The sequence below is a fragment of the Erwinia sp. AK-PDG3-5 genome (genome assembly GCF_056821705.1).
Genome location: NZ_CM165967.1, coordinates 2,200,902 through 2,225,333, shown reverse-complemented (window position 1 = coordinate 2,225,333; position 24,432 = coordinate 2,200,902). Strand labels below are relative to the sequence as shown.

General features: G+C 53.3%; 24 protein-coding genes, 1 pseudogene and 1 other annotated feature. Of the genes and pseudogenes, 12 read left to right on the top strand and 13 right to left on the bottom strand.

Features of this window, described 5'->3' with window-relative positions:
• A complete protein-coding gene (locus tag AC1UKS_RS10270) occupies positions 1-621 on the bottom strand; it encodes an L-threonylcarbamoyladenylate synthase (RefSeq protein WP_482436733.1) in 621 nt (206 codons plus the stop codon).
• A gap of 33 nt (positions 622-654) precedes the next feature.
• Positions 655-1,566, bottom strand: a complete 912-nt coding sequence (rnm, locus tag AC1UKS_RS10265; RefSeq protein ID WP_053142843.1) for an RNase RNM — start codon at positions 1,564-1,566, stop codon at positions 655-657.
• Between the two features lie 122 nt (positions 1,567-1,688).
• Positions 1,689-1,788: a sequence feature (Trp leader region), on the top strand.
• Positions 1,789-1,813: 25 nt separating this feature from the next.
• On the opposite strand from rnm, the gene AC1UKS_RS10260 reads away from it, so the two are divergent.
• The 6 genes and pseudogenes from AC1UKS_RS10260 (at position 1,814) to AC1UKS_RS10235 (ending at position 8,851) form a co-directional block, all read left to right on the top strand.
• Positions 1,814-3,376, top strand: a complete 1,563-nt coding sequence (locus AC1UKS_RS10260; RefSeq protein WP_265910628.1) for an anthranilate synthase component 1 — start codon at positions 1,814-1,816, stop codon at positions 3,374-3,376.
• A pseudogene (gene trpD, locus AC1UKS_RS10255) lies at positions 3,376-4,968 on the top strand (bifunctional anthranilate synthase glutamate amidotransferase component TrpG/anthranilate phosphoribosyltransferase TrpD). Before AC1UKS_RS10260 ends, trpD begins: the two are co-directional and overlap by 1 nt.
• Before the next feature lie 2 nt (positions 4,969-4,970).
• Positions 4,971-6,332, top strand: coding sequence for a bifunctional indole-3-glycerol-phosphate synthase TrpC/phosphoribosylanthranilate isomerase TrpF (gene trpCF / locus AC1UKS_RS10250; RefSeq protein WP_482436730.1), 1,362 nt, complete (start codon positions 4,971-4,973; stop codon positions 6,330-6,332).
• Positions 6,333-6,382: 50 nt separating this feature from the next.
• Positions 6,383-7,573, top strand: coding sequence for a tryptophan synthase subunit beta (gene trpB, locus AC1UKS_RS10245; RefSeq protein WP_265910630.1), 1,191 nt, complete (start codon positions 6,383-6,385; stop codon positions 7,571-7,573).
• A complete protein-coding gene (gene trpA / locus AC1UKS_RS10240) occupies positions 7,573-8,379 on the top strand; it encodes a tryptophan synthase subunit alpha (RefSeq protein WP_013202401.1) in 807 nt (268 codons plus the stop codon). The genes trpB and trpA overlap by 1 nt, the downstream gene beginning before the upstream one ends.
• A gap of 157 nt (positions 8,380-8,536) precedes the next feature.
• Positions 8,537-8,851: a BON domain-containing protein gene (locus AC1UKS_RS10235; RefSeq protein ID WP_013202402.1), complete on the top strand. Its 315-nt coding sequence runs from the start codon at positions 8,537-8,539 to the stop codon at positions 8,849-8,851.
• A 60-nt stretch (positions 8,852-8,911) separates the two neighbouring features.
• Here the strand turns inward: AC1UKS_RS10235 and ompW are convergent, their stop codons facing one another.
• The gene (gene ompW, locus AC1UKS_RS10230; RefSeq protein WP_482436728.1) at positions 8,912-9,544 is read right to left on the bottom strand and encodes an outer membrane protein OmpW; all 633 of its coding nucleotides are present in this window, start codon (positions 9,542-9,544) and stop codon (positions 8,912-8,914) included.
• 338 nt (positions 9,545-9,882) lie between these two features.
• Between ompW and AC1UKS_RS10225 the strand changes: the two genes are divergently transcribed.
• The 3 genes from AC1UKS_RS10225 (at position 9,883) to yciA (ending at position 11,713) form a co-directional block, all read left to right on the top strand.
• A complete protein-coding gene (locus AC1UKS_RS10225; RefSeq protein WP_053142834.1) occupies positions 9,883-10,620 on the top strand; it encodes a YciC family protein in 738 nt (245 codons plus the stop codon).
• Between the two features lie 67 nt (positions 10,621-10,687).
• Entirely contained in the window at positions 10,688-11,224 is a 537-nt protein-coding gene (locus tag AC1UKS_RS10220) for a septation protein A (protein WP_053142832.1), read from the top strand.
• Between the two features lie 57 nt (positions 11,225-11,281).
• The gene (gene yciA, locus AC1UKS_RS10215; protein ID WP_013202406.1) at positions 11,282-11,713 is read left to right on the top strand and encodes an acyl-CoA thioester hydrolase YciA; all 432 of its coding nucleotides are present in this window, start codon (positions 11,282-11,284) and stop codon (positions 11,711-11,713) included.
• A gap of 57 nt (positions 11,714-11,770) precedes the next feature.
• Here yciA and tonB read toward each other — a convergent pair whose 3' ends face one another.
• Positions 11,771-12,511: a TonB system transport protein TonB gene (gene tonB / locus AC1UKS_RS10210; protein WP_013202407.1), complete on the bottom strand. Its 741-nt coding sequence runs from the start codon at positions 12,509-12,511 to the stop codon at positions 11,771-11,773.
• Positions 12,512-12,716: 205 nt separating this feature from the next.
• Here tonB and AC1UKS_RS10205 point away from each other — a divergent pair, with 205 nt between their 5' ends.
• Positions 12,717-13,013, top strand: coding sequence for a YciI family protein (locus tag AC1UKS_RS10205; protein ID WP_013202408.1), 297 nt, complete (start codon positions 12,717-12,719; stop codon positions 13,011-13,013).
• A gap of 304 nt (positions 13,014-13,317) precedes the next feature.
• Here AC1UKS_RS10205 and AC1UKS_RS10200 read toward each other — a convergent pair whose 3' ends face one another.
• The 3 genes from AC1UKS_RS10200 to AC1UKS_RS10190 all read right to left on the bottom strand — a co-directional run bounded on the left by AC1UKS_RS10200 (position 13,318) and on the right by AC1UKS_RS10190 (position 14,397).
• Positions 13,318-13,599, bottom strand: a complete 282-nt coding sequence (locus tag AC1UKS_RS10200; RefSeq protein WP_482436726.1) for a hypothetical protein — start codon at positions 13,597-13,599, stop codon at positions 13,318-13,320.
• Between the two features lie 310 nt (positions 13,600-13,909).
• Positions 13,910-14,005, bottom strand: coding sequence for a cold shock small protein YmcF (gene ymcF, locus AC1UKS_RS10195; protein WP_422387916.1), 96 nt, complete (start codon positions 14,003-14,005; stop codon positions 13,910-13,912).
• A 218-nt stretch (positions 14,006-14,223) separates the two neighbouring features.
• Positions 14,224-14,397: a YciY family protein gene (locus AC1UKS_RS10190; protein WP_134824267.1), complete on the bottom strand. Its 174-nt coding sequence runs from the start codon at positions 14,395-14,397 to the stop codon at positions 14,224-14,226.
• A 150-nt stretch (positions 14,398-14,547) separates the two neighbouring features.
• On the opposite strand from AC1UKS_RS10190, the gene cls reads away from it, so the two are divergent.
• A complete protein-coding gene (cls, locus tag AC1UKS_RS10185; RefSeq protein WP_482436725.1) occupies positions 14,548-16,008 on the top strand; it encodes a cardiolipin synthase in 1,461 nt (486 codons plus the stop codon).
• A gap of 47 nt (positions 16,009-16,055) precedes the next feature.
• The gene (locus AC1UKS_RS10180) at positions 16,056-16,379 is read left to right on the top strand and encodes an HI1450 family dsDNA-mimic protein (protein ID WP_041692021.1); all 324 of its coding nucleotides are present in this window, start codon (positions 16,056-16,058) and stop codon (positions 16,377-16,379) included.
• A gap of 58 nt (positions 16,380-16,437) precedes the next feature.
• On the opposite strand, the gene oppF is transcribed toward AC1UKS_RS10180, so the two are convergent.
• The 6 genes from oppF to AC1UKS_RS10150 all read right to left on the bottom strand — a co-directional run bounded on the left by oppF (position 16,438) and on the right by AC1UKS_RS10150 (position 23,827).
• The gene (oppF, locus tag AC1UKS_RS10175) at positions 16,438-17,439 is read right to left on the bottom strand and encodes a murein tripeptide/oligopeptide ABC transporter ATP binding protein OppF (RefSeq protein ID WP_134824269.1); all 1,002 of its coding nucleotides are present in this window, start codon (positions 17,437-17,439) and stop codon (positions 16,438-16,440) included.
• Positions 17,436-18,452: an ABC transporter ATP-binding protein gene (oppD, locus tag AC1UKS_RS10170; protein WP_013202413.1), complete on the bottom strand. Its 1,017-nt coding sequence runs from the start codon at positions 18,450-18,452 to the stop codon at positions 17,436-17,438. The genes oppF and oppD overlap by 4 nt, the downstream gene beginning before the upstream one ends.
• An 11-nt stretch (positions 18,453-18,463) precedes the next feature.
• The gene (gene oppC / locus AC1UKS_RS10165) at positions 18,464-19,372 is read right to left on the bottom strand and encodes an oligopeptide ABC transporter permease OppC (RefSeq protein ID WP_053142822.1); all 909 of its coding nucleotides are present in this window, start codon (positions 19,370-19,372) and stop codon (positions 18,464-18,466) included.
• A gap of 14 nt (positions 19,373-19,386) precedes the next feature.
• The gene (gene oppB / locus AC1UKS_RS10160) at positions 19,387-20,307 is read right to left on the bottom strand and encodes an oligopeptide ABC transporter permease OppB (RefSeq protein WP_013202415.1); all 921 of its coding nucleotides are present in this window, start codon (positions 20,305-20,307) and stop codon (positions 19,387-19,389) included.
• Between the two features lie 84 nt (positions 20,308-20,391).
• Positions 20,392-22,023, bottom strand: coding sequence for an oligopeptide ABC transporter substrate-binding protein OppA (gene oppA, locus AC1UKS_RS10155; RefSeq protein ID WP_013202416.1), 1,632 nt, complete (start codon positions 22,021-22,023; stop codon positions 20,392-20,394).
• A 169-nt stretch (positions 22,024-22,192) separates the two neighbouring features.
• Complete coding sequence (locus AC1UKS_RS10150) at positions 22,193-23,827, bottom strand: ABC transporter substrate-binding protein (protein ID WP_482436723.1); 1,635 nt, start codon at positions 23,825-23,827, stop codon at positions 22,193-22,195.
• Positions 23,828-24,432: the final 605 nt, after the last annotated feature.

The window sequence follows — 24,432 nt, the reverse complement described above, 5'->3', positions numbered from 1 at the left end:
TTATAAGAACGGCTGGACGTCGCCGACACCCTCACGCACGATTTCGGGCGTATTTTCGGTAAGATCGATCACCGTGGTTGGGTGCTGCCCGAGATAGCCGCCATGAATAATCAAATCCACCAGCTTACCAATGCTGTCCTGAATGGCTTCCGGATCGGACTCGGTAAAGTCATTACCGGGTAACATCAACGACGTCGACATCATCGGCTCATTCAGTGCTTCCAGCAGCGCCAGCGCAATCGGATTCGACGGTACCCGCAGTCCAATCGTCTTACGCTTGTCATTCATTAAACGGCGTGGCACCTCTTTGGTCGCCTTCAGAATGAAGGTGTAGTTGCCTGGCGTGTTGTTTTTGATCAGCCTGAAAGCGGTGTTGTCTACATGCGCATAGGTGGATAATTCGGACAGATCGCGGCAAACCAGCGTGAAGTTGTGGTTACCATCCAGCTTCCTGATCTTACAAATCCGTTCCATCGCACTTTTATCTTCCAGCTTACATCCCAGCGCATACCCCGAATCCGTCGGGTAGACAATCACGCTGCCTTTATTCAGTAACTCAACGGCCTGCTTGATCAGTCTTGGCTGCGGGTTTTCCGGATGAATATAGAAAAATTGACTCATAACTAACCTCTTATCTGACGCACCGCAGAGCGATCACTCGGGTGCGATTTCCGGGAAGCGAAGCCAGACTGCTTCGACGCCACCCGGAAGCCATAATTTTTTTCCCAACTCGATCCACGGGCAAGGCTGATGGAAATCAGAGCCTTGCGAGGCCGCGAGTTGATAATCCTGTGCATAACGTGCCAGCTGCGTGCGCTCGTTTGGCGCCTGCTGACACTGTGCCACTTCCATCGCATCGCCGCCCTCTTCACTGAAGTGAGCGATCAGGCGCTTCAGCCACTTGGCAGAAAGCCCGTATCGACCTGGATGGGCCAGTACGGTGCGCCCGCCAGAATGATGAATGGCATCAATGGCTTGTTTAATTGTACACCACTGTGGCGGAGCGTAACCGGTTTTGCCGCGGGCCAGGTAGTTTTTGAAAACCTGTGCCATGTTATCGGCCTTACCCTGCGCAATCAGGAAGCGGGCAAAGTGTCCCCGGGTGATGGCGCCACCTTCTGCCAGCGCCAGCGCGCCGGCCAGTGCATCGGGGATATGTGCTTTCTCTAAACGCTCCGCAATCAGTTCGGCCCTCGCCATGCGGCGTTCGGTTTGCTGCTGTAGAAACTCGGTCAGGATCGGGCTGGCGCAATCGACGCCCAGGCCGACTATATGAATCTCGTGGTTTTCCCACAGCGTCGAGACCTCCACCCCGGCCATTAACTTCAGTGGCAGCTGATGCTTTGCAATCGCCTCACGTGCGGGCTGCACACCCTCAATGGTGTCGTGGTCGGTAATTGCCAGCACGCCAACGCGATGCTCTACCGCCCGCAATACCAGCTCTTCAGGCGTAAGCAGCCCATCGGAAGCACGGGTGTGGCTGTGTAGATCATAAATTGGGTAGGGATTCAGCGGGGTTGGATCGGTCAAAACGGCTCCGGCGTTGGCGGATAAATGTCGCAGCATAATACCCAGAATTATCTGCGCGGGGAAAAAGAGTATTGACTTTTTTACCGCGAACCAGTTAACTAGTACGCAAGTTCACATGAAAGGGTATCGCAATCATGACTATGACACAGACGATGATGACTGGTTGGTGGCGCACTTCTCCCTGAATGGGCGAAGGAGTCATGCACGCAACCAGACGTTGTGCAGATACCCAGGCCCGCCAAAAGCGGGCCTTTTTTTTAGTAAAATGTAGAGAACAGACCTCATGCAAAATGCCAAACCTACAGTGAAGTTGATTACCGGCAACGCACCTTATCGCGAGGATCCGGCCGCCGTGTTTCATCAGTTGTGTGGTGCGCGCCCGGCTACGCTGCTGCTTGAGTCTGCTGACATCGACAGCAAAAAAAATCTGCAAAGCCTGCTTATCGTCGACAGCGCGCTGCGCATCAAGGCACTGGGAAACAGCGTGACCGTTCAGGCGCTCTCAGAGAATGGCCGCGCCATCCTGCCTTTACTTGATGCCGCGCTGCCGGCTTCGGTCATCAGCACCGTCCGCCCCGATGGGCGCGAACTGACCTTCCCGGCCAATACCGAAGTGCAGGATGAAGATTCCCGCCTGAAAGCCACCTCGGTGTTTGATGCGCTTCGCCTGATCCCGCAGCTGGTTAACAGCCCTGCTGAAGAGCGCAAAGCCGTGCTGTTAGGTGGTCTGTTCGCCTATGACCTGGTCGCCAGTTTTGAAGACCTGCCAGCGCTGGAAAACCAGCAACGCTGCCCGGATTACTGCTTCTATCTGGCCGAAACCCTGCTGGTGATTGACCATCAAAACCAGACGGCGCGCCTGCAGGCTTCTCTGTTTACGCCTGCCCCAACCGAGTTCTTACGTCTGCAAAGCCGTATCGAACAGTTACACGCTCAGATGTTGCAACCCGCTCACCCGCTGCCGGTTCAGCAGGTTGAAGAGATGGCGCTGAGCGTCAACCAGAGTGATGAAGAGTATTGCGCGGTGGTTCGCCAGATGCAGGACGCTATCCGCATCGGTGAGATTTTCCAGGTAGTACCTTCCCGCCGCTTCTCGCTACCTTGCCCTTCTCCGCTGGCCGCTTATGACACCCTGAAAAACAGCAACCCAAGTCCTTATATGTTCTTTATGCAGGATCAGGACTTCAGTCTGTTCGGCGCGTCACCAGAAAGCTCGCTGAAATATGATGCCATCAGCCGTCAGATTGAAATCTATCCCATCGCCGGTACCCGCCCACGCGGCCGCCACGCAGATGGTTCCCTGAACCGCGATTTGGACAGCCGCATCGAGCTGGAAATGCGGACTGACCATAAAGAGCTGGCTGAGCATCTGATGCTGGTTGACCTGGCACGTAACGATCTGGCCCGCATTTGTGAACCCGGCAGCCGCTACGTTGCCGACCTGACCAAAGTCGACCGCTACTCGTTTGTGATGCATCTGGTGTCTCGCGTGGTCGGTACCCTGCGTGAAGATCTGGATGTGCTGCACGCTTACAGCGCCTGCATGAATATGGGCACGCTGAGCGGCGCGCCGAAAGTGCGTGCGATGCAGCTGATTGCCGGCGCGGAAGGCACCCGTCGCGGGAGCTACGGTGGCGCGGTGGGCTACTTCACCGCCAGCGGCGATCTGGATACCTGTATTGTTATCCGTTCAGCCTATGTGGAAGACGGCGTGGCAACGGTTCAGGCTGGCGCCGGCGTGGTTCTTGACTCTGTGCCTCAGGCTGAAGCCGATGAGAGCCGCAATAAAGCTCGCGCAGTGTTGCGCGCTATCGCAACCGCACATCACTGCAAGGAGATTTTCTGATGGCCGATATTCTGCTGCTCGACAATATTGACTCGTTTACCTATAACCTCGTCGACCAGTTACGCGCCTTTGGCCATAACGTGGTGATTTATCGCAACAACGTGCCCGCAGAGACGCTGATTGAACGCCTGCAGAGCATGGAAAATCCGGTGCTGATGTTGTCACCGGGCCCTGGCGCGCCGTCTGAAGCGGGCTGTATGCCGGAAATGCTGACCCGTCTGCGCGGCCGCCTGCCAATTATCGGCATTTGCTTAGGCCACCAGGCAATAGTGGAGGCTTACGGCGGCCATGTGGGCCAGGCAGGCGAAATCCTGCACGGTAAGGCGTCGGCGATTGCGCATGACGATTGCGGCATGTTTGCCGGGTTGACCAACCCACTGCCCGTCGCCCGCTATCACTCACTGGTCGGCAGCAACGTGCCAGAAGAGCTGACGGTTAACGCCACCTTTAACGGCATGGTGATGGCCGTTCGTCACGATAAGGATCGGGTTTGTGGCTTCCAGTTCCATCCGGAATCCATTCTCACCACGCAAGGCGCAATTTTGCTGGAACAAACACTCGCCTGGGCGCTGGCGTAACATAAGGAGACACTGATGAACGCTATTCTTGAAAAACTTTACCAGGCCAACACCCTGACGCAGGCGGAAAGCCACCAGCTGTTTTCAGCCATTATTACCGGACAGCTGGAACCTACTCAGTTGGCCGCCGCGCTGATTGCGATGAAAGTCCGCGGCGAACGTCCGGAAGAAATTGCCGGTGCCGCAACTGCACTGCTGGAAGATGCGAAACCCTTCCCGCGCCCGGAGTATGCCTTTGCCGATATCGTCGGTACCGGTGGTGACGGCAGCAACAGCATCAATATTTCGACCGCCAGCGCCTTTGTGGCCGCTGCCTGCGGCCTCAAAGTCGCCAAGCACGGTAACCGCAGCGTCTCCAGCAAATCGGGTTCCTCTGATTTGCTGGCCGCTTTCGGCATCAGTCTGGATCTGCCGGCAGAGCAGGCTCGCCAGGCGCTGGATGACCTGAATGTCTGCTTCCTGTTCGCGCCACAGTATCACACCGGTTTCCGCCACGCGATGCCGGTTCGCCAGCAGTTAAAGACCCGCACGATATTCAACGTGCTTGGTCCGCTGATTAACCCGGCGCACCCGCCGCTGGCGGTGATTGGTGTTTACAGCCCTGAGCTGGTGCTGCCGATTGCGCAAACGTTGAAAGTGTTAGGCTATCAGCGTGCTGCGGTGGTTCACGGCGGCGGCATGGATGAAGTGGCGTTGCACAGCGCAACCCACGTTGCGGAACTGCGCGAAGGCGAAATTACCAGCTACCAGCTGACGCCAGAAGACTTTGGTCTGAACAGCTACCCGCAGGAGGCGCTGGCAGGCGGAACGCCGGAAGAAAACCGTGACATTCTGACCCGATTACTCCAGGGTAAAGGCGAGCGCGCGCACGAAGACGCGGTTGCCGCTAACGTCGCTCTGCTATTGAAAATTTTTGGTCATGAAGATTTACGTGAGAATGCTCAGCACGCGCTGCGCACCATACGGAGTGGTCAGGCTTACGAGCGCGTTGTCGCTCTGGCAGCAAGAGGATAATCATGCAGGAAACCGTACTGAATAAAATTGTGCAGGACAAGGCGGTCTGGTTGAACGAACGCCAGCAACAGCAGCCGCTGTCCTCCTTTCAAAATGACGTCAAACCGTCCACCCGCAGCTTTTACCATGCGCTGCAGGGCGCCAGGACCGTTTTCATTCTTGAATGCAAAAAAGCCTCGCCATCCAAAGGGCTGATCCGTGAAGACTTTGATCCTGCGACCATCGCCGGGATTTACAAGCACTACGCGTCTGCGGTTTCAGTATTGACCGACGAGAAATATTTCCAGGGAAGTTTTGATTTCCTGCCAATCGTCAGTGCCGCGATCACCCAGCCGGTACTGTGCAAAGACTTTATGATCGATCCGTATCAGGTGTACCTGGCACGTTTCTATCAGGCTGATGCCATCTTGCTGATGCTTTCAGTATTGAATGATGACCAGTACCGCCAGTTAGCGGCCGTGGCACACAGCCTGAACATGGGCGTGCTGACGGAAGTAATCAGTGATGAAGAGCTTGAGCGCGCTACCGCATTAGGCGCAAAAGTCATCGGCATCAACAACCGTGATTTACGCGACCTGTCTATCGACCTGGACCGCACGCGTCGCCTCGCGCCTAAAGTAGCGCATGGCGTTACAGTGATCAGTGAATCCGGTATTAACCGTTATTCTCAGGTGCGCGACCTTAGCCACTTTGCTAACGGCTTCCTGATTGGCTCTGCCCTGATGTCCGAAGACGACCTCTCGGCCGCGATCCGCAGAGTGATCCTCGGTGACAACAAAGTCTGTGGGTTGACGCGTGAAGAAGATGCCCGCAGCGCGCATGAAGCCGGTGCCATTTATGGTGGACTGATCTTCGCCGAAGGTTCTCCCCGTCAGGTTGATGTTGAGCAGGCCCGTCAGGTCATGGCTGGCGCAGCGCTGAAGTACGTTGGCGTGTTCCGTAATAATACAATCAGTGACATTGTCACTTATGTTGATGCCCTTAACCTGCAGGCGGTGCAACTGCACGGCGATGAAGACCAGACGTTTGTTGCCGCCTTGCGCGCCGAACTGCCTGAAGCGGTGAAGATCTGGAAAGCCTTTAGCATTGAAGAATCGCTCCCTGCCCGTGACTGGCCACACATCGATCGTTACGTGTTGGATAACGGTAACGGCGGCAGTGGCAAACGCTTTGACTGGTCCCTGCTGCAGGGCGAATCGCTGGACAATGTGCTGCTAGCCGGTGGTCTGGGTGCAGACAACTGTGTTGAAGCCGCCCAGCTCGGCTGTGCCGGTCTTGATTTCAATTCCGGGGTGGAAAGCGCACCTGGAATTAAAGATGCCTCGAAGATTGCCTCGGTGTTCCATACCCTGAAGGCGTACTGACCGTTGGGGCGGCGACAAACTGCGGCCCCTGTAACGATAAGAGAAGCGAAATGACCTTATTAAATCCCTATTTTGGTGAATTTGGCGGCATGTATGTGCCGCAAATCCTGATGCCAGCCCTGAATCAGCTGGAAGAAGCCTTTGTCAGCGCCCAGCGCGACCCGGAATTTCAGGCTGAATTCACCGACCTGCTGAAAAACTATGCCGGTCGCCCTACCGCGCTGACGCTGTGTAAGAACCTCACCGCGGGCACCAAAACCCGGTTGTACCTGAAACGAGAAGATTTGCTGCACGGTGGCGCGCACAAAACCAACCAGGTGTTGGGACAGGCGTTGCTGGCCAAGCGCATGGGCAAAACCGAAATCATCGCGGAGACCGGCGCCGGACAGCACGGCGTTGCTTCCGCCTTAGCCAGTGCGTTACTGGGTTTGAAATGCCGCATTTATATGGGCGCGAAGGACATCGAACGTCAGTCGCCTAACGTCTTCAGAATGCGTCTGATGGGTGCAGAAGTGATCCCGGTTCATAGCGGTTCGTCAACGCTGAAAGATGCCTGTAATGAGGCGCTGCGTGACTGGTCCGGCAGCTATGATACCGCACACTATATGCTTGGTACCGCTGCGGGCCCGCACCCGTTCCCCACTATCGTTCGGGAATTCCAGCGCATGATCGGTGAAGAGACTAAAGCGCAGATCCTCGATCGCGAAGGTCGCCTGCCGGATGCGGTGATCGCCTGTGTCGGTGGTGGCTCGAACGCTATCGGAATGTTTGCTGATTTCATCGATGACGCATCGGTCGGCCTGATTGGTGTCGAGCCAGCCGGTCACGGGATTGAGTCTGGTGAGCACGGCGCGCCGTTAAAACATGGCCGCGTGGGCATCTACTTTGGCATGAAGTCGCCAATGATGCAGACCGGGGATGGACAAATTGAAGAGTCCTACTCCATTTCTGCAGGTCTCGACTTCCCTTCGGTCGGCCCGCAGCACGCCTATCTGAACAGCATCGGTCGTGCGGAATATGTTTCGATTACCGATGATGAAGCGATGGATGCCTTTAAAATCCTCTGCCGCAGCGAAGGTATTATCCCGGCGCTGGAATCTTCTCACGCCCTTGCGCACGCCTTAAAAATGATGCGTGACGCGCCAGAGAAAGAACAACTTCTGGTGGTGAATCTTTCCGGACGCGGCGATAAAGATATCTTCACCGTTCATGACATTCTGACCGCTAAGGGAGAAATTTAATGGAGCGTTACGACCTGCTTTTTAAACGTCTTGCTGAGAAGAAAGAAGGTGCGTTTGTCCCTTTCGTGACGCTGGGCGATCCCACGCCGGAACTCTCCCTGCAGATCATTGATGCGCTGGTTGAAGGCGGCGCAGATGCGCTGGAGTTAGGCATCCCGTTCTCGGATCCGCTGGCGGATGGACCAACGATTCAGGGTGCCGCGCTGCGTGCCTTTGCGGCCGGCGTGACACCGTCACAATGTTTTGAGATGTTGAAAACCATTCGCCAGAAATACCCGGAGATCCCGATTGGTCTGTTGATGTACGCCAACCTGGTGTTCTCCAATGGCATCGATAACTTCTATGCGCGTTGCGAAGAAGTGGGTGTGGATTCGGTGCTGGTCGCCGACGTGCCGATTGAAGAGTCTGCTCCGTTCCGTCAGTCTGCTATGCGCCATAACGTGGCACCGATCTTTATCTGCCCGCCGAACGCCAGTGATGACCTTCTGCGTGAGATTGCTTCTCATGGCCGTGGCTACACCTACCTGCTGTCCCGTGCGGGCGTAACCGGCACGGAAAGCCGTGGCGTTAGCCATTCGCTGCAGCATCTGGTGGATAAACTGCACGAGTATCATGCCGCCCCTCCTATTCAGGGCTTTGGTATCTCTGAGCCAGGCCAGGTCACAGAGGCGCTGCAGGCCGGAGCCGCAGGTGCCATTTCCGGTTCTGCCGTGGTGAAGATCATCGAGAAAAACCATGCTAATCCGCCGGTGATGCTGGCTGAACTGAAGGCTTTCGTCAGCTCGCTGAAAGCGGCCACGCGCTAATTTGCCTTAAATGCCTTATCCGCCCGGGTAAGGCATTATTTTTTCACTCTTTATTACATCCTGCGCTGGAAATATTCCGGACTCGGGCTAAGCTTCTGAGACAGAGCGATTCTGTACACACGGCTTAAGCCAAATATTGAATGACAGGGAGATTACAATGAAGTTGTTTAAAGTCCTGACGGGTATGGTTATTGCGGCTGTTGTCGCTATCACAGTCAGCGCCTGTGCGCCTACGCCAACGAAAGAAGGCACCGGCGGTTACCTCGATGACACCGTGATTACCACTAAAGTGAAATCCGAGCTGCTTAATGCTAAAGACCTGAAATCTACTGAAATCAACGTAGAAACCTTTAAGGGTCGCGTACAGCTGAGCGGTTTCGTTTCCAGCTCAGCAGCAGCTAACCGTGCGGTGCAGGTGACCCGTACTGTTAAAGGCGTTACCGCTGTAACAAACAATATGCAGATTAAGTAATTTTTATCTGCTGAAAACAAAAGGCGCTGATTAGCGCCTTTTTTCATTTTGAGCAGCAGATTAGAAACGGTAACCCGCACCGAAGAAGAACACCACCGGGTTGATGCGCGTATCGATGCTCTGATGGCCTGCAGGGGAATCAAAGCCGACTTTAGTGTCGATATCCATGTACCACACTGACGCATTCAGCATCCACTCCGGGGTCAGCTGATAATCCAGCCCTACCTGACCGGCGAGTCCCCACGAGTTTTTCACGCTCAGATTACTCAATCCTGCGTCACGTCCTGTCTGGTTGAAATCGTTATCATAGAACAGGGTGTAGTTGACACCGATGCCCATATACGGCTGTATTTTGCTGGTATTGCCCATGAAATACCATTGTGCCATCAGCGTTGGCGGCAGCTGATGAACGGTAGCCAGCGTACCGGTAGCACCCAGGCCGACCTTATGGCGGAACGGCGTCGCGCCAAGCAGTTCAATACCAATGTTGTCGGTAGCCATATAGGTAAACGTCAACCCAAGCTGGGTATTATTACTGACGTCGAATTCACCGAGGCCAAGCACGTTATCCGATCCACCGGTAGGTCGAACCGTGGCAGAGCCTGCTCGCATAAAGAAATCCCCGGCCTGATGAGCAGAAGCCGCCACGGGCAGTAATGCCACCACCGCCAGAACCAACGCTTTCACTTTCATATCCACTCCTTTGCAAAAAATACGCTTTCGCGCAATCGTTGTTTTTATTGGCGACAGTTTTACGTTAATTTTTGCAAAGATCACCCAAATCAATTCTTTCAAAGTCCTTAAAAAACATAGAGTTGATTTAGATCAATTTTCTGGCTTTATTCAACACTGTGTCGCTGGTCTTTCCCCTCTGGGGGGCAAATCACAGAAAGTAGAAGTGCGTTGAAAAATGCGCTTTTCTGACCGCTAATACCTTCTTTAATCGAAAGTTATGTAAGTCAGGGTGCCAGGTTGCCCGCAGACCATGTACAATCGCCGGATCGCAATAATCGGCTGTTCAAGGAGTCTACATGTCATTCACGGCAGGTTCGTTATACCGTGACACGGGGAATTTTTTCCGCCATCAACTGGTTACCATCATTCTGATGGCACTGCTCACCTCGTTTATTACCGTGCTGATTGGTCATGCGCTCACGCCTGGCGCCGATCAGTTATCGATCCTGACCGACGGTGACAATGGTTCTGGCATGAGCCTGATCGAAATGGTGCAGAATATGTCGCCCGATCAGCAACGCGTCCTGCTGAAAGCCTCTGCGGCGGGCACCTTTGCCTCGCTGGTTGGCAATACTCTGCTGCTCGGCGGTATGCTCAGCCTGCTGCCGATGGTGTCAGCCGGCCAGCGCGTCAGTGCACTGCGTGCGATTGGTGCCTCTGCACCGACGCTGCCACGCTTGCTGCTGCTGGTGTTCCTGATGACGCTGATTATTCAGCTTGGGTTTATGGCGCTGGTTGTACCCGGGTTGATTCTGGCCGTGGTGCTGTCGCTGGCACCGGTGATCCTGTCAACAGAGAAGGTCGGTATCTTTGCCGCCATGCGGACCAGTACCCGTCTGGTGTGGAGTCAGATGAAGGTGGTCGCTCCGGCGATTGCCGTCTGGCTGCTGGCTAAAGTTGTGGTGCTGTTTCTCGCCTCTTCATTGACCATCCTGCCGGCCAATGTCGCCTCGGTGTTACTGAACGCGCTCAGCAACCTTGTCTCAGCGATACTGATCATTTACCTCTATCGCCTGTATATGCTATTACGTTAACGGCCGCTGCGAGCTTCAGGGCTCGCAGTCGCTACGTAATTTTTAAGCCTGGTATCCGGAAGCCTTTATGAAGCAGTTACTCGATTTCCTTCCACTCGTGGTCTTTTTCATCTTCTATAAGCTGTACGATATTTTTGTCGCCTCAGGCGCATTAATCGCCGCTACCGCGCTGACGTTAGTCATCAGTTGGGTGCTGTATCGCAAGCTGGAAAAAATGACCATTATCACATTCGTGCTGGTTGCCGTGTTTGGCACCCTGACGCTGGTGTTCCATAACGATGAGTTCATCAAGTGGAAAGTGACCGTGATCTACACGTTGTTTGCCGTTGCATTGCTGTTCAGCCAGTTCTGGATGAAGCAGCCGTTGATCCAGAGCATGTTAGGTAAAGAGCTGACCCTGCCGTCTTTCGCCTGGAAAAAACTGAATATTGCCTGGGCAATTTTCTTCTTCGCCTGCGGTCTGGCAAATATCTACGTGGCGTTTTGGTTATCTCAGGAGTTTTGGGTTAATTTTAAAGTGTTCGGTCTGACCGGACTCACCCTGCTCTTTACCGTCATCAGCGGTCTGTATATTTATCGTCTGATGCCACAGGAAGAAAAATAATTACAGAGCCCGGCAATCGTCCGGGCTTTTTGCCCTTTTTTACTGAGAAGCCTGACAATGAATGATGACAACAACAGAGTGCCGCAGGGCGAGATGGTGCTGCGTACGCTAGCCATGCCTGCAGATACCAACGCCAATGGCGATATCTTTGGTGGCTGGCTGATGTCACAAATGGATATGGGTGGTGCGATCCTGGCGAAAGAGATTGCCGGTGGTCGCGTGGTGACCGTGCGGGCCGATGGCATGACCTTTCTGAAGCCGGTTGCCGTTGGCGATGTGGTGAGCTGTCACGCACGTTGCATCCGCACCGGCACCAGCTCGATCACCATCAATATTGAAGTGTGGATCAAGAAGGTCTCTTCTGAACCCATTGGTCAGCGCTACTGCACCACTGAAGCGGTATTTGTCTATGTTGCCGTTGATGGTGCCGGGAAATCGCGCCCGCTGCCTGAAGGGAAAAGTAACTTCAGCTACGTTGAGCAGGGTTAACGTTATCAGGTTTACCTGTTGATCGGACAATAAAAAGGCGGGGCTACCCGCCTTTTTCTATTCGATGCTGCTGCCACCGTTGATCTTGAATACGATATTCATGGTCATGTCTTTGCCCGGCTTGTTGGCTTCATAACGCCATTTCTTCATCGCCTGCTTCACTTCACGCTCAAACATATTGCGCGGCTCAGCCGACAGAATGCGAATGTTACCCACCTCACCCGAACTGTCTACGTCGAACTGCACTCGCACACGGCCTTCCATCCGCAGTGCAAAGGCACGTGCGGGATAGGCGGGCTTACCAACGCTCAGAGCCTTAGGCCCGGTAGAAACCGCTGTGGATGGCGCTGGTGATGTTTTAGGCGCCGTTGAAGGCTTAGGCGCAACCGCCGTCTTCTCATTGTTGAACGGCGAAGCCTGACGCGGTTCAGTGTGCGGCTTAACCTCTTTCTTCGGTTTTACCACTTCCTTCTTCACCGGTTTAGGCTTGGGCTTCGGCACCGGTTTAGGGATTGGCACCGGCTCAGGCTTCGGCGGTTCTGGTGCAGGTTCAGGCACCGGTTCTGGCTCGGGCTCTGCGACTGGCTCAGGCGCGGGTTGCGGTGCAGGCTGAGGTTCCGGCTGCACTTCAGGTGCGACCATGGAGACGCTAATCGGCTGAGACGCTTTGGGCACTTCAACAACCTGGTGAAAAGAAGCATAAAGGATCCCCCCAATCACCGCGGCATGCAGTCCTAATGAGAACAGCGTCGGCAGTGAAATACGGCGGGGTAAAGAATGTTCTGCAAGCGTCGTCATAATATTTCTGCTGTTAGTGTTGAAGCGCAATTGTAAATGCAAATAGCAATCAGTTTCAACAACCTCTCGGCTTTACCGCGGCGATTTAACAAGAAAAACGCCCTGAGCTGCGCCTAATCAAGCCAGAGTGCGCTTTAGTTTGCAGATTGGTTAACGATCACTTAACGTGAGTGCCGACGATATTGACCTGACAGGAGTTGTAAACGTGCTCTATGTAATTTACGCGGAAGACAATGCTGATTCTCTCGAGAAGCGTACCGCTGTACGCCCTGCTCACCTTGCGCGTCTGCAACTATTGCAGGATGAAGGTCGGCTAATTGTGGCTGGCCCAATGCCAGTGGTGGACAGTAACGAGCCAGGCAAAGCGGGCTTTAGCGGCTCAACGGTTATTGCTGAGTTCCCGTCACTGGAAGAGGCGCAGTCCTGGGCGCAGGATGACCCTTATATCGCCGCAGGCGTGTATAAGCAGGTTGCGGTGAAGCCTTTCAAACGCGTGTTTTAATCACGCGGATTACTCATGATTTTCAATCTGTTGTGATGACTGAATGGAGCCAGAAAATCCCATCGGTACACAGTTAAGTACCCAACGTTTTCTGGCTCCTCATTTCATATTCACGTTTATATCGTCAGCCGGCACATAAGTAACGGGCACTGAAAACGGCTAACAATTGACATTTGAAAATGGCTGGGTGGGTTTGCGGGTTGGAGGGCACATTTGAGCGAGCAACAGGAATGGAGGCTTTTGCCAGGGTGTAAACGTGGTGGAGCCACATGTGCATTTCTTCGGCTTCAACAACTCGGTGCCTTCAGCCATTCACCCTCTCCACTTGTCGGATATGCGTATGAAGTTTGTCCTGGCCACTGAGGGGCATTAAACGACGGCTAAAAATGCCCGCACGCATAATATTTTTCCCTTCCGTCGTTAGAAGTCCTGATTCACACTTAACGTACCAGGCGGGAGCGACCTCACCACTGACATCGCTTTTACTTGGGCCTAAAAAATTGATTAGTTCGACAATTTTACCTATGTTTTCTGAAACATTGGCTGAAATAATCATCGCCAACCCTCCGGGCTGCATTTTACTCATCAAACTCTCCACATTCCCAGGAACTTCAGTTTCGAAAAAATGCCGCAGCTATTATACAGGCCATTTCTATGATGAGAATAGGTATCATTACTTACATAATTAATGCCTATGATCACGCCCTGCTCCATATCGGTTTTTCTTCTATCTTGCTTGCGTTCGGCACTCATTGAGTAAAACGAATCAAGCTCTTTATGGGCGCTGGCGTAATGAACGAGGAGGAGTTATCACAGATTAAAAAATAAGAATGACATCGCGGAGCTGATTTGATGGTACTGCTCAGCGATGGTCGGCACGCATTATCTGTTCTGCATTATGAGACAGGCAATAAAGAGTAACTCACTGTCATTATGGATTTGCAGAAGATGCAGAGTGCGCCGTGGGGATTCTTGCTGGTGACATTGTGCATGGAGAAACGAAACTGGCTGCCGCAACATGATGGGCATTGGTATTTTAACTTAGAGATAGTAACCTACTTTTTTTTGCTTAAGAGACAACATCCTAACAGCTAAACACCTGCTCGTCACCCCTTATCACCGAGTTGAAGCCTTCAAACGCCTATTTTAATTACTTGCCTGGTGTTTGCCGGGTCCATCACCTGAAAAGCGATCGTCCTGGCAAATTACCTCAAGGGATCTGGGTTATGAAAAGAATAGACCGGCGTTGTTGCTGGCTCACCTGGTGGCGGATGAGATGCATCCGACCATATCTGCGGGATTGCCCTTCCAGCCAGCGTGCTCTGCGCCGCTGAATCTGCCGTGACATGCGCCAGCGTGCAACTTCATTCCTACTCCGTCTCATCGTGCCCTCTTCGCTTGAAAAACTCGCGCGGCATTATAGACCTTTCTTAATGCCCGCCAGGTCCGATGACTTTAAAAAGGAAAAGGTTTCGCCTGCTGTCATCAACACGTAAACTCCCTCTATTCAAGCGTGAACAGGATTTCCACTTACATGACGACATTTTATTCAGTACTCAGCTGGCTGCTGGTATTTGGCTACTGGCTGCTGATCGCCGGGGTTACGCTACGCATCCTGATGAAGCGCCGCGCCGTACCGTCCGCCATGGCCTGGCTACTGATTATTTATATTCTGCCGCTTGTGGGGATCATCGCCTATCTGTCGTTCGGAGAGCTGCATCTGGGAAAACGCCGCGCCGAGCGCGCCCGCACCATGTGGCCGTCAACCGCGCGGTGGCTGACTGATTTGAAGTCCTGTCACCACATTTTCTCGCATGAAAACAGCGATGTGGCGCGTTCCCTGTTCCAGCTGTGTGAAAATCGTCAGGGCATTGCCGGCGTGAAAGGCAATCAGCTGCAGCTGCTCACGTCTACCGATGAAACGCTTAAGGCCTTAGTGCGTGATATCCAGTTGGCACGCCATAATATCGAGATGGTGTTCTATATCTGGCAGCCTGGCGGTCTGGCCGATGAAGTTGCAGAATGTCTGATGGCCGCAGCGCGTCGTGGCGTGCATTGCCGCCTGATGCTGGATTCAGCCGGTAGCGTGCAGTTCTTCCGTAGCCCGTGGGCGGCTATGATGCGCAATGCCGGTGTGGATGTGGTGGAGTCACTTAAGGTGAGCCTGTGGCGCGTGTTTTTACGCCGCATGGATCTGCGTCAGCACCGTAAAATCGTGCTGATTGATAATTACATCGCGTATACCGGCAGTATGAACCTGGTCGATCCGCGTTACTTCAAGCAGGATGCCGGCGTAGGTCAGTGGATCGATTTGATGGCCCGTATGGAAGGCCCCATTGCCACCGCCATGGGCATCATCTATTCCTGTGACTGGGAGATTGAGACCGGTAAACGCATTTTGCCGCCACCGCCCGACGGCAACATCATGCCGTTTGAAGAGGAAAGCGGTCATACCATCCAGGTGATCGCGTCCGGGCCCGGCTTCCCGGAAGACCTGATCCATCAGGCGTTGCTGACCGCGGTGTATGCCGCCCGTGAGCAGCTGATTATGACCACGCCCTACTTTGTACCCAGCGATGATTTGCTACATGCCATCTGCACCGCCGCCCTGCGCGGCGTCGATGTCAGCATTATTGTGCCGCGCCACAACGATTCATTGCTGGTTGGCTGGGCGAGCCGGGCCTTTTTTGCCGAACTGCTGGCCGCTGGCGTGAAGATTTACCAGTTCGAAGACGGTTTGTTGCATACCAAGAGCGTGCTGGTCGATGGTCAGCTCAGTCTGGTGGGTACGGTGAATCTCGATATGCGCAGTCTGTGGCTGAATTTTGAAATCACCATGGTGATTGACGATGATGGTTTTGGAGGCGATCTGGCCCGCGTACAGGACGATTATATCGCCCGATCGCGGCTGGTTGATGAAAAGCGTTGGTCAAGACGTGCCTACTGGCAGCGTATTGTTGAACGACTGTTTTACTTCTTTAGTCCGTTGCTGTAAAACGAGCGGAATTGCACAGCGCCCGCAGGGGCATTATGGGAAATGTTATGGATTTAAATAACCGCCTTACCGAAGATGAAACCCTTGAACAGGCCTACGATATTTTCCTGGAGCTGGCGGGTGATAATCTTGATCCAGCCGATATCATTTTGTTTAATCTTCAGTTTGAGGAGCGCGGCGGCGCCGAACTCTTCGATCCTTCAGAAGACTGGTCTGAGCATGTGGATTATGATCTGAACCCGGACTTCTTCTGTGAAGTGGTGATTGGTCTGGGCGATGCTGATGGCGAGCCGATTAATGATGTCTTTGCCCGCGTGCTGCTGTGCCGTGAGAAAGACAACAAGCTGTGCCATATCCTGTGGCGTGAATAAGTTTTTCTGCGCAGACAGTTAAAAGGCCGGGTAAATTGCCCGGCCTTTTTCGTTTGGCTTACAGCGGATCTACCTTCAGACAGGACACCGCATGATGGAAACTCCCCTCCAACAACGGACGGGTTATCGCGCATTCCGGTCCGGCAATCGGGCAGCGCGTTCTGAATACGCAACCTGACGGCGGATTGATTGGCGAAGGCAGTTCCCCTTCCAGAAGCTGAATCACCTTGTTTTTTTCCAGGTCCGGATCGGGGATCGGCACGGCTGACATCAAGGCTCTGGTGTAAGGATGCTGTGGATTCTGATACACCTCTTTATAGGTGCCCAACTCCACCGCATGGCCCAGATACATCACCAGTACGCGGTCGGAAATATGCTTCACCACCGCCAGGTCATGCGCGATGAAGATCAGTGACAGGCCCATTTCACGCTGCAGTTTCTGCAACAGATTGACCACCTGCGCCTGAATCGACACGTCCAGCGCAGAAACCGGTTCATCACAGATGATCAGTTTTGGCTCGAGGATTAACGCACGGGCAATACCGATTCGCTGACACTGGCCGCCGGAGAATTCATGGGGATAACGGTTTATCAGGTTAGGCAGCAGGCCCACCTTCATCATCATCGTTTTTACCCGCTCCTTCACTTCCTGGCGCGGCATTTTAGGATGATAGGTGCGTAATGGCTCAGCGATAATATCGCCAATGTTCATACGTGGATTCAGTGAAGCCAGCGGATCCTGGAAAATCATCTGGATATCGCTGCGCGCTCTGCGCCACTCTTCTTCACTCTGCCCCAGCAGATCGCGACCCAGCCAGGCAACGCGCCCTTCGGTAGCCTTGACAAGTCCGATGATGGCGCGAGCCAGCGTCGACTTGCCGCAACCTGATTCCCCGACCACGCCTAACGTCTCACCTTCGTACAGGCGCAGGCTGACACCATCAACGGCTTTCAGGGTTTTTGATGGTTGCCAGAACCACTGCTTACCGTCTTTGATATCAAAATGGACTTTGAGATCGGCAATTTCTAACAGAACTTTCTTTTCGGCTACCGCGCTCATACCAGCTCCTCCACGGGTTTAAAGCAGGCACGCAGGCGTCCTTCACCAAATGGCTCCAGCGGCGGCGCGGTGGAACAGATTTCCATCGCATGTTGGCAACGAGGCTGGAACGGACAGCCTTTTGGTAAACGCAGCAGGTTTGGTGGATTACCGGAGATGGTCACTAATGAGTCACCTTCCTCTGCATCCAGACGGGGCACCGCATTCAGTAAACCAATCGAGTAAGGATGCGTTGGCTGATAGAACACGTCACGCGCGGTGCCATATTCCATCGTTCTTCCGGCATACATCACCAGCACGCGGTCACAGATCCCGGCGACGACGCCCAGATCGTGGGTGATCATAATGATGGCGGTATTGAATTCGCGCTTCAGATCGTTCAGCAGCGTCATGATTTGCGCCTGCACCGTCACATCCAGCGCGGTGGTCGGCTCATCTGCGATCAGCAGCTTCGGCTTGCACAGCAGCGCCATGGCAATCATTACGCGCTGGCGCATGCCGCCGGAGAATTCATGTGGATACATCTTCATTCGCTTGCGCGCTTCCGGCATTTTCACCGCATCCAGCATCCGCACTGACTCTTCGAAGGCCTGAGCACTGTTCATGCCCTTGTGCAGCTTCAGCACTTCCATCAGCTGTTCACCGACCTTCATATACGGGTTCAGTGAGGTCATCGGGTCCTGGAAGATCATCGCAATCTGCTCGGCACGCAGTCTGTTCAGCTTATTCTCTGGCAGATTGAGGATTTCATTGCCATTAAACAGCGCAGAGCCGCCAATACGACCGTTGTTCGCCAACAGCCCCATCAGGGCAAAGGCCGTCTGTGATTTTCCGGAACCGGACTCACCCACGATGCCCAAGGTTTCACCGGCACGCAGATTGAAGTTTAAATCGTTCACGGCAGTGACATCACCGTCTGGCGTACCAAAGGTGACGCGCAGATCTTTTACGTCCAGCAGAAGGTCGGTTCCCGCTTTTTTTGCCATTGCTGGCTGCATTTCAATTACGCTCATCGGGAAACTCCTTAACGATCTTTCGGGTCGAGGGCATCACGCAGGCCATCGCCGATAAAGTTGAAACAGAACAGCGTCACCACCAGGAAGCCGGCCGGGAACATCAGCAGCCATGGCGAGACTTCCATGGAGTTCGCCCCGTCGCTCAACAGTGCACCCCAGCTACTCAGCGGCTCCTGGGTGCCCAGTCCAAGGAAGCTCAGGAAGGACTCAAACAGGATCATGCTCGGCACCAGCAGCGAGGCGTACACCACCACCACGCCCAGTACGTTCGGCACGATGTGACGCAGTACGATGCTGAAGGTAGAGACACCGCCAACGTGAGCAGCTTCGATAAACTCTTTGCGCTTCAAGCTCAGAGTTTGGCCTCGCACAATACGCGCCATATCCAGCCAGGAAACCAGGCCGATAGCGACGAAAATCAGCAGAATATTGCGGCCGAAGAAGGTCACCAACAGGATCACGAAGAACATGAACGGGAAGGAGTTAAGGATTTCCAGCAGGCGCATCATTACTGAGTCCGTTTTACCGCCCAGATAGCCTGCCAACGAACCGTACAGCGTGCCGACGAGCACGGCCACCAGCGCAGAGGCAATCCCCACCATCAGCGAGATACGTCCGCCAATCGCCACACGTACCAGCAGATCGCGACCCGATGAATCGGTGCCGAAATAGTGTTTTGACACCATATCTGGCGCAGCTGACATCATGCCCCAGTCGGTATCGTCATAGGTAAAGGACGATAACATCGGCGCAAAGATGACAAACAGGGCAATCAACAACAGCACGACCAGGCTGGCTAATGCGGCACGGTTATGGATAAAGCGTCGACGCGCATCCTGCCACAGGCTACGGCCTTCTATTTCCAGCTTTTCGCTGAAGGCTTCGAGAGCTTCGCTCTTTTTCTTACTCAACATCATGGCGAGCTCCGCGATTAATAACGAATTTTCGGATCGATAACGGCATACAGCACGTCAACAATCGCATTGAACAGAATGGTCAGCACACCCACCAGAATGGTCAGGCTCAGCACCAGCGAGTAGTCGCGGTTTAATGCGCCATTCACAAACAGCTGGCCAATACCCGGCAGACCATAAATGGTTTCAATCACCATCGAACCGGTGATGATGCCGACAAAGGCCGGGCCGAGGTACGAGAGCACCGGCAGCATGGCGGGTTTCAGCGCATGGCGCAGCACGATGCGGCGCATCGGTAACCCTTTGGCGCGTGCCGTACGGATAAAGTTAGAGTGCAGAACCTCAATCATTGAACCGCGGGTAATACGCGCGATGCTGGCGATATAGGCCAGTGACAGAGCGACCATCGGCAGGATCATATATTTGACCTCGCCGCCGTTCCAGCCACCGCCTGGCAGCCATTTCAACGCTATCGCGAAGATCAGAACCAGCAACGGCGCAACGACGAAGCTGGGTATCACCACGCCGGTCATTGCCACCCCCATCACCACAAAGTCCCACTTGGTGTTCTGCTTTAATGCGGCGATGACGCCAGCAGCTACCCCGAGGATCACGGCGAGAAGAAATGCAGCCAGTCCCAGTTTTGCGGAGACTGGGAACGCATGGCCGACCAGATAGTTAACCGAATAGTCTTTGTATTTGAACGAAGGACCGAAATCACCGTGGGCCAGCTGCACCAGATAGTTGGTGTACTGTTTCCAGATAGGATCGTTCAGATGGTATTTGGCTTCGATATTAGCCATCACCTCAGGCGACAGCGTGCGTTCACCGGTAAAAGGACTTCCCGGTGCTAAGCGCATCATAAAGAAGGAGATAGTAATCAGAATAAGTAACGTCGGAATCGCTTCCAGAAAACGACGAAAGATGAATTTTACCATTGCCCGTACCTGCTGGCTTGTGCCTCAGCACTGCTTAAAATATACACGCTGGGGGAAGGTCGCCCTTCCCCCAAATTGTTGCGATTAATGCTTGATGATATACAGATTTTTGTCGTACACGTTGTCCAGCGCATCTTTACCGGTGTAGCCACCGACGTAGGTTTTCACCAGACGGGCGTTCACGTAGTAGTAGACCGGGACGATGGCTGAGTCTTTATCAAGGATTTGCTCGGCTTTGGCGTACAGGTCGCTACGGCTTTTCTCATCACTGGCTTTCGCCGAATCGGCCATTACTTTATCGAATGCAGCTGACTTATAGTGAGCCGTGTTGGAGCTGCTGTCAGAGATCATGGTGTTCAGGAACGAGCTAGGTTCGTTGTAGTCCGCGCACCATGCGGCACGGGAAACGTCAAAGTTGCCCTGGTGACGCGTATCCAGGAAGGTTTTCCACTCCTGGTTGTTCAGCTTGATGTTCACACCCAGGTTTTTCTTCCAGATCGACGAGGCGGCAATCGCCAGCTTTTTGTGCAGATCGGAGGTGTTATACAGCAGCTCGAAGGTCAGTGGCTTGTCGGCAGTGTAGCCCGCTTCCGCCAGCAGTTTTTTCGCTTCGGCATTACGTTTGTCCTGAGACCAGCTGAACCACTCTGGCTTGGTCAGGTTGGCACCGTCGGTCGCTGGCGGCGTGTAGCTGTAGGCCGGCAGCTGACCCTGTGCCAGCACCTTGTTAACCATGATGTCGCGGTCCAGGCCCAGCTTCAGCGCTTCACGAACGCGAGGGTCAGTGAATGGTGCTTTCTGGTTGTTGATTTCGTAGTAGTAAGTACACAGGTACGGATCAACATGCAGCTCTTTCGGGTTATCGCGCTGCAGTTTTTTGAACAACTCGATTGGCATGTTGTTGTAAGTCATGTCGCTGCCATCGTTACTGAAGTAGCGGTTAACGTCGCTGACCTCAGACGAAATTGGCAGGAAAGTCACTTTGTCCAGTTTGGTATTGGCGTTGTCCCAGTAGTCCGGATTACGCACGACCACGATACGTTCGTTGATCACGTGCGCCTGTAATTTGAACGCGCCGTTACCGACCCAGTTTTCCGGCTGGGTCCACTTCTCACCGAATTTGTCCACGGCGGGCTTATAGACAGGAGACATGGATGGGTGGATCAGCAATTTGAAGAAGTAAGGAACCGCTTCGCTCAGCGTCACCTGCAAGGTGTTGGCATCCAGCGCCTTCACGCCCAGCGTATCAGGGCTTTTCTTGCCGGCGATGATGTCATCGATGTTTTCCAGATGACCGTATTGCAGGTAGCTGGCATAGGGCGACGCGGTTTTAGGATCGGCCAGGCGCTGCCAGCTGTAAACGAAGTCCTGTGCGGTGACAGGCTCACCGTTGGACCATTTTGCATTCTTACGCAGATGGAACGTCCAGACTTTGCCGTCTTTGTTTTCCCAGCTTTCTGCCACGCCAGGGATTGGATGCCCCTGAGTATCACTGATCACCAGACCTTCAAGCAGGTCACGGCTGACGTTGGATTCAGGCACACCTTCAATTTTGTGTGGATCAAGGGACTGAACTTCATCGCCATTGCCCTTTACCAGCTCCTGTTTTGCCGCTAAATCGACGCCCGCAGGCACCGTAGCAGCCATAGCCAGATTGCCTGCCAGCGCAGTCATAATGCCAAGAGCAATCAGGCTTTTTTTCGTGATGTTGGTCATGAGTTACCTACTCCAGTTTTTATCATTGCTAATGTGGTCTGAATAATCATCAGCTACCCCCGTCATCGGGTTATTTGCCTGGCGAACCGGAACGAGGATCCGCCTGGTGATGGTGCTTTACCCTGCCTGTTTCTTTCTTTGCGATCGGTCGAAAACGTTTCGCCCAATCTCAATGCTTAACGATGTAAAAATACTTCACGTCGGTCAGATCCTGAGGATCTTTACCGGTAAATCCGCCAACCCAGGGTTTTACCAAGCGGGCGCTGACGCGGTAATAAACCGGCACGATAACCGAATCGCGATCGAGTTGCTGTTCAGCCTGCTGATAAACGGCCGGCCGCTCACTATCAGAAACGGTTAGTGACTTCGCGATCAGCGCATCGAATTTGTCGCTTTTATAAAACGCCGTATTGCTGGAAGAGTTGCTTAACATGGCGTTGAGGAAAGTCGAGGGTTCGTTGTAATCCGAGCACCAGGTTGCACGCGCCACGTCGAAATTCCCCTGATGACGGGTATCGAGCATGGTTTTCCATTCCTGATTATCCAGCGAGACTTTTGCCCCCAGGTTTTTACTCCACATTGATGCAGCGGCAATGGCCTGCTTTTTATTCACATCAGAGGTGTTGTAAAGCAGGCTGAAGGTCAGTGGTTTCGCGCTGCTGTAACCGGCTTCCGCCAACAGTTTTTTGGCCTGCTCGTTACGCTGTTGCTCAGTCAGCTTCATCCAGTCTGGCTGGGTTAATTCAGCACCATCAATGAACGGCGGCGTGAAGCCACCGGCCGGGATCTGTCCCTGGCCCATAATTTTGTCGGTGATAATGCTGCGGTCGAGCGTCAACTTCACCGCGGTACGTACCCGGGGATCGTTAAACGGCGCGCGTTTGTTGTTCAGCTCATAATAAAAGGTGCACAGCAGCGGACTGATGCGCACCTGCGTGCCCAGTGTTTTCTTCAGGGTTGGGAATAAATCCGGCGGTAAAGCGCTGTTGGTCATGTCGATTTCACCGCTACGATAGCGGTTAACGTCGCCGGACTCTGACGCAATTGGCAGGAAGGTGGCAGTTTCAATCACCGATTTGGCATTGTTCCAATACTGCGGGTTGCGCTTGACCACGATCTTCTCGTTAATCACCCACTCACCTAATGTATAGGCGCCGTTACCAACATAGTGGCCCGGCAGTGTCCACTGCTCGCCCCACTGCTCTATCGCCTTGCGATAGACCGGTTTCAGCGAGGTATGCGCGGTAAGGGCGATAAAATAAGGAACGGGTTCGCTCAGGGTCACCTGAAGATGGCGATCGTCCAGCGCCTTCACGCCCAGCTCACTGGCCGGTTTCTTCCCCGCCAGGATGTCATCGATATTTTCAATATGGGCATATTGCAGGTAGCTGGCATAAGGCGAAGCCGTTTTTGGATCGACCAGACGCTGCCAGCTGTAGACAAAATCAGCGGCGGTGACAGGCTCACCATTGCTCCACTTTGCGTCGGCACGCAGGGTGAACGTCCAGACTTTCCCCTGCTTGCTTTGCCAGCTTTCCGCCACGCCCGGAACCACATGCCCGTTGTTGTCAGTGGTTGTCAGACCTTCCAGCAGGTTCAGAATGATGTTGCTTTCCGGCACACCCTCAACTTTTTGCGGATCCAGGGAAGACACTTCCGTGCCGTTGTTAATCACCATGGTCTGCTGTGCGGCCAGGTTAATGCCTGCGGGTATAGAAGCGGCCATTGCGCTGCCGGTACCGATAGCCAAACTCAAGATAACGGCCTGACTCAGATGCTGACGGGATGACGGAATGCATTTCATTAAGCGTTGATAACCTGTGTTCGTGGATCGGCAGCTAAATCGGAAAAAAGTGGTAGTCAATTGCACATCCGATGCCAGTTTTAAACAAAGCATTCGAAAACTATCAGAACGCTGATTTTTACGCCAAAGCAAAATGACAAAAATGTTACCTAATTCTCTTTTATCACAACTAATTAATAAGATGAAATGTTATTTAACAAGTGAAATTAACACATAACCTAATGATAAATAGATAGTTAAGTGCAATAACGCCTATAAAACACCCACTTCGACTGGCGTCATAGTGCAATATTTAATCTAATTTCTTCACTAAGCGCTGTTTTTAGCTTTAGATATCGCGTTGAAGGTTTTTTGCAGAATATAAATCTGGTAATGCGCTACTGACACTGCAATATACAGTGTTAAAAAAATAACAATTCATCAATAAGCATTGCTGGATGAGGGAGTTGCAGACGTTTGCAGTAATTACATTAATAACCGCAAAGACAAGTTAAGCGAAATGAATAATTGCACTAACACAGTGCTTAAAAAGACCCATTTGCACTGAATTGGTGCTTCATTTTGTTGCAATCAAAAAAAAAGCGCAGATTATGCGCTTTACAAGG